Raw genomic sequence first — 4420 nt, 5'->3', positions numbered from 1 at the left:
ACCTTGTTCGGTCCACCCTTCTCCCCGGTGTGACAGCTTGCGCATTTCTTGAAGACGGCTTCGCCGGCCGTTGCATCGGCGCTGGCGAGCAGGGTCGCGATCGGCGTGCCGGCTGCGGCTTCACCGCCACCCGCTGCACCCTCTTCGCCACCTTCGGCGGCGACGATCGCGAACCCTTCCTTTTCGGGATGGCCCGAATGGAAAATGCCTTCAGAAGCGATCGACACGGACATCAACACGAAAACGGTGCCGAGCAGGGCACCCACGCCCATGTTCACATAAGAGTTCATCCAAACGCTCCCCTAGCGACCGGCGGACCTGATACCGGCCAGTCTTGAAATCGCGCGGAACCTATGTCTTTTGCTGCTTCGTTGCAACAGTGATTGTAGCCCCCGCACTGAGACTTTTTGACACTTTTCCAGGGGGTTTTGAAGGGCCTGCGATGAATTCCGCCAAATTTGACAAGACCCTCGTGCTCATTCCGGCCCGCATGGCCTCGACCCGGCTTCCGGGCAAGCCGCTCGCCGATATTGCCGGCCTGCCGATGATTGTTCAGGTTGCGCGCCGCGCCGCCGCTGCCGATGTCGGACGCGTCGTGGTGGCCGTCGACGACCAGGCGGTCTTCGATGCGGTCGTCGCGGCCGGTTTCGAGGCCGTCATGACGCGCGTCGACCACCAGTCCGGCTCCGACCGCATCTACGAAGCGCTCATGAAGAGCGACCCGGACGGCCGCGCCGAGCTGATCATCAACGTACAGGGTGACCTGCCGACCATCGACCCGGAAACAATCCGCGCCGCCCTTCGCCCGCTGGAAAGCGCCGCGACCGACATTGCGACGCTGACGACGGAAATCCGGGACGAGCACGAAAAGACCAATCCGAACGTCGTGAAGGTCGTCGGCTCGCCGATTTCCGAAAACCGGCTGCGCGCACTCTATTTCACGCGCGCGACGGCGCCGTATGGCAATGGCCCGCTCTATCACCACATCGGGCTCTACGCCTATCGCCGCAAGGCGCTCGAAGCCTTCGTCGCGCTGAAGCCTTCGACGCTGGAAAAGCGGGAATCACTGGAGCAGCTTCGGGCGCTCGAAGCCGGCATGCGGATCGATGTGGAGATCGTTGACACCGTTCCGCTCGGTGTCGATACTCAAGCCGACCTCGAAAAGGCCCGCCTGATGCTTGCGGCCAACCCCATCTGATCGGAATCCTGCCATGACCATGAAGACCAACCGCATCGCCTTCCAGGGCGAGTTCGGCGCCAATTCCGACATGGCGAGCCGCGACATGTTTCCGACCATGGATCCGCTGCCCTGCCAGACCTTCGAGGATGCCTTGCTGGCTGTCGAGAACGGCGATGCCGATCTCGGCATGATCCCGATCGAGAACACGATTGCCGGCCGCGTCGCCGACATCCACCATCTCCTGCCGGAATCGCGCCTGCACATCGTCGGCGAATATTTTATGCCGATCCGCTTCCAGCTCATGGTGCTGCCCGGCGTCACCAAGGAGGAGGTGCGCACGGTCCACAGCCATATCCATGCGCTCGGCCAATGCCGCAAGATCGTGCGCCTCAACGGCTGGAAGCCCGTCATCGCAGGCGATACGGCAGGCGCGGCCAAGCTCGTCTCGGAAGCCGGCGACCGCTCGATGGCGGCGCTGGCGCCACGTCTCGCCGCCGATCTCTACGGCTTGTCGATCATCGCGGAAAATGTCGAGGATACCGAAAGCAACGTCACGCGCTTCGTCGTCCTGTCGCGCGAGCCTGTTGTCGCCGAACGCGTCGAGGACGAGATCATCGTCACGACCTTTATCTTCAACGTGCGCAACATCCCGGCCGCCCTCTACAAGGCGCTCGGCGGCTTCGCCACCAACGGCATCAACATGACGAAGCTCGAAAGCTACCAGATCGGCGGTACCTTCACGGCTACGCAGTTCTACGCCGATATCGAGGGCCATCCCGACGATGTGCATGTGCGCCGCGCGCTCGACGAACTGCGCTTCTTCTCGGAGAAGGTCCGCATCCTCGGCACCTACCGGGCGCATCCGATGCGCAGCGCCTTCTGAGCATTTCCAGCCGAAGCGAGACCGCTTCGGCGTCGGACAATGCGGCAAAACAAAATGCTCTAAATCTTCCAGTCCAGCCAGTCGCGCATCAGCCGGTGCGCGATGGCGCCCTTCGGCGGCGGCGTGGTGGTGCCCGGTGCGGCGCCGGACATGGCGTTGCGCTCGATCATCTCGGCCGTCTCGGCGCGGGTGAACCAGCGGCAATCCTCCAGCTCCGTCTCGTCGCGGCGGATGTCGAAGGAGATCGCCTCGGCGTAGCAGCCGATCATCAGGGAATGCGGCATCGGCCAGGGCTGCGAGGCGTGGTAACGCACGCGGCCGACCTTGATGCCAGACTCCTCCAATGTCTCGCGGCGCACCGTGTGTTCGATCGTCTCGCCCGGCTCCAGGAAGCCGGCGAGGCAGGAATACATGCCCGGCTGGAAATGCGGCGAGCGGCCGAGCAGGCAGAGGTCCCGCTCGATATCGATGACCAGCATGATGGCGACCGGGTCGGTGCGCGGGAAGATCGTGTGGTTGCAGGCCTCGCAGACCCGGCGATAGCCGCCGATCTCCGAGCGGGTCGGCGAGCCACATTTGCCGCAGAAGCGGTTGTTGCCGTTCCAGGTCATCAGGCTGGAGGCCTGGGCGAACTGGCCGAGCAGGTCGTCGTCGAGCATCTGCTGGCGATAGAGCGTGCGCCCGTCGGTGGCCTTCAGCGGCTCCTGCAGCGTGTCGGGATCGGCCCGCACGGGGATCGCCAGCCGCGGCTCGCCGTTCCGGAGATAACCGAGCAGGATGGATTCGTCCGGGATCGGGTCGAGTTCGGCAAGCTCGTAGGGCGCGAATAGCGGATCGATGATCTTCTCGTCATGCTTGACGACGAGCTTGCCGCCGGCGAGCGCGAAGGCATGCACGTTGTCCGCCTTGAAGGCCTGTTCCAGGCAATCGGCAGCGCGGTGTTCGGATTGGCGGTCGAGCGTATTTTCCGCAAATGCCACCATGGTGCTGGGTTCCGCATGCGGGCGATAGATGTCGAAAAGCGAAGGCTTCATGGGGTCATTGCGTCCAAAAGCTTGGCGGAAAAGGCCTTGGTTTCCTCGGCCGAGCGCGGCTCGGCGGTGCCGAAGCCCCAGACGGGGCCGGGCCAGTTGGGATCGCCCTCGCTGCGGGCGATGACATGGACATGAAGCTGGCGCACGATATTGCCGAGCGCGCCGGTATTGATCTTCGTGGCGCCCGTCACGGATTTCAGCGCCTCGGCGACGAGCGTCGTCTCGAAGGTCAGCATGGTCTGGTCGAGCGGCGTGAGATCGAAGATTTCGCTGACATCGGGGCGCTGCGGCACCAGAACCAGCCAGGGCCAGCGGCTGTCCTTCATCAGGCGCAGTTCGCACAGGCCGATCTTCGTCAGGAGATCGCTGTCGCGCGCCAGCCGGTCGTCGGGTCGAAAATCGCTCATCGGCTCTCCCGCATGCTGTTATCAACGATAAATGCCACGCGCCCGATTTCCCTCCAACAGTTTTTTGTAAGCCGCGCTTGCATTCGGATGGAATATTGCCGATATGGGGGACGGGAGGTTGGTGGTGGACGAGCCACTCGCCAACCGGGTCAGGTCCGGAAGGAAGCAGCCCCAACGAGCTCCGGCACGGGTCATCGTGCCAGCCTCCCACCTTACCGTCCTGCTTCTGGCCGTCCTGTCGGGACAGACATTTGAATAACGGCAGGGTCGATGAGCGACGAAACCTCCAAACCGTCCACTGAAAAGCCCGCCGCATATCGCGTTCTCGCGCGAAAGTACCGGCCGAAGGATTTTTCGGATCTCATGGTCGGCCAGGAGCCCATGGTCCGTACGCTGACCAATGCGTTCGAGACCGGCCGTATCGCCCAAGCCTATATGCTGACGGGCGTTCGCGGGGTCGGCAAGACGACGACCGCCCGCATCCTCGCCCGCGCGCTGAACTACAAGACCCCCGAGATCGCCAAGCCGACGATCAACCTTCGCATCCCCGGCGAACATTGCCAGGCGATCATGGAAGGCCGCCATGTCGACGTCATCGAAATGGACGCCGCCTCGCATACCGGCATCGACGACATTAGAGAGATCATCGAGCAGGTACGCTACCGCCCGGTTTCGGCGCGCTACAAGGTCTATATTATCGACGAAGTGCACATGCTCTCGACGCAGGCCTTCAACGGCCTGTTGAAGACGCTCGAAGAGCCGCCGGAGCATGTGAAGTTCATCTTCGCGACGACGGAAATCCGCAAGGTTCCGATCACCGTGCTCTCGCGCTGCCAGCGTTTCGACCTGCGCCGCATCGGCGCGTCGGATCTTGTCGGCCTGTTCACCACCATTCTGGGCAAGGAAGGCGTCGAAT

6 protein-coding genes and 1 other RNA gene are annotated in these 4420 nt (G+C 63.1%); 4 read left to right on the top strand and 3 right to left on the bottom strand.

What is annotated here, in order from left to right:
• The coding region (locus ACOZKU_RS19350; protein WP_421580240.1) for a c-type cytochrome at positions 1-290 on the bottom strand (290 nt) is incomplete at its 3' end.
• A gap of 152 nt (positions 291-442) precedes the next feature.
• Between ACOZKU_RS19350 and ACOZKU_RS19345 the strand changes: the two genes are divergently transcribed.
• Positions 443-1198: a 3-deoxy-manno-octulosonate cytidylyltransferase gene (locus ACOZKU_RS19345; protein WP_421580239.1), complete on the top strand. Its 756-nt coding sequence runs from the start codon at positions 443-445 to the stop codon at positions 1196-1198.
• 13 nt (positions 1199-1211) lie between these two features.
• Entirely contained in the window at positions 1212-2063 is an 852-nt protein-coding gene (locus ACOZKU_RS19340; RefSeq protein ID WP_421580238.1) for a prephenate dehydratase, read from the top strand.
• Positions 2064-2122: 59 nt separating this feature from the next.
• Here ACOZKU_RS19340 and nudC read toward each other — a convergent pair whose 3' ends face one another.
• Both nudC and ACOZKU_RS19330 read right to left on the bottom strand, forming a co-directional pair.
• Positions 2123-3097, bottom strand: a complete 975-nt coding sequence (nudC, locus tag ACOZKU_RS19335; RefSeq protein ID WP_421580237.1) for an NAD(+) diphosphatase — start codon at positions 3095-3097, stop codon at positions 2123-2125.
• Positions 3094-3504, bottom strand: a complete 411-nt coding sequence (locus ACOZKU_RS19330) for an HIT domain-containing protein (protein WP_244761076.1) — start codon at positions 3502-3504, stop codon at positions 3094-3096. The genes nudC and ACOZKU_RS19330 overlap by 4 nt, the downstream gene beginning before the upstream one ends.
• Before the next feature lie 113 nt (positions 3505-3617).
• Here ACOZKU_RS19330 and ffs point away from each other — a divergent pair.
• Together ffs and dnaX are read left to right on the top strand one after the other, a co-directional pair.
• Positions 3618-3715: signal recognition particle sRNA small type (gene ffs, locus ACOZKU_RS19325), an RNA gene on the top strand.
• A 59-nt stretch (positions 3716-3774) separates the two neighbouring features.
• On the top strand, positions 3775-4420 hold a 646-nt coding region (gene dnaX / locus ACOZKU_RS19320), incomplete at its 3' end, for a DNA polymerase III subunit gamma/tau (protein ID WP_421580236.1).

The organism is Shinella sp. M31, assembly GCF_049199205.1.
Lineage (GTDB): Bacteria > Pseudomonadota > Alphaproteobacteria > Rhizobiales > Rhizobiaceae > Shinella.
This window is presented reverse-complemented; position numbering and strand designations above follow the sequence as displayed.

What these genes read in the sequence shown, in the direction of transcription:
- nudC (WP_421580237.1), bottom strand. Translation starts at nt 3,097, where the DNA reads ATGAAGCCTTCGCTTTTCGACATCTATCGCCCGCATGCGGAACCCAGC.
- ACOZKU_RS19340 (WP_421580238.1), top strand. Translation starts at nt 1,212, where the DNA reads ATGACCATGAAGACCAACCGCATCGCCTTCCAGGGCGAGTTCGGCGCC.
- ACOZKU_RS19345 (WP_421580239.1), top strand. Translation starts at nt 443, where the DNA reads ATGAATTCCGCCAAATTTGACAAGACCCTCGTGCTCATTCCGGCCCGC.
- ACOZKU_RS19330 (WP_244761076.1), bottom strand. Translation starts at nt 3,504, where the DNA reads ATGAGCGATTTTCGACCCGACGACCGGCTGGCGCGCGACAGCGATCTC.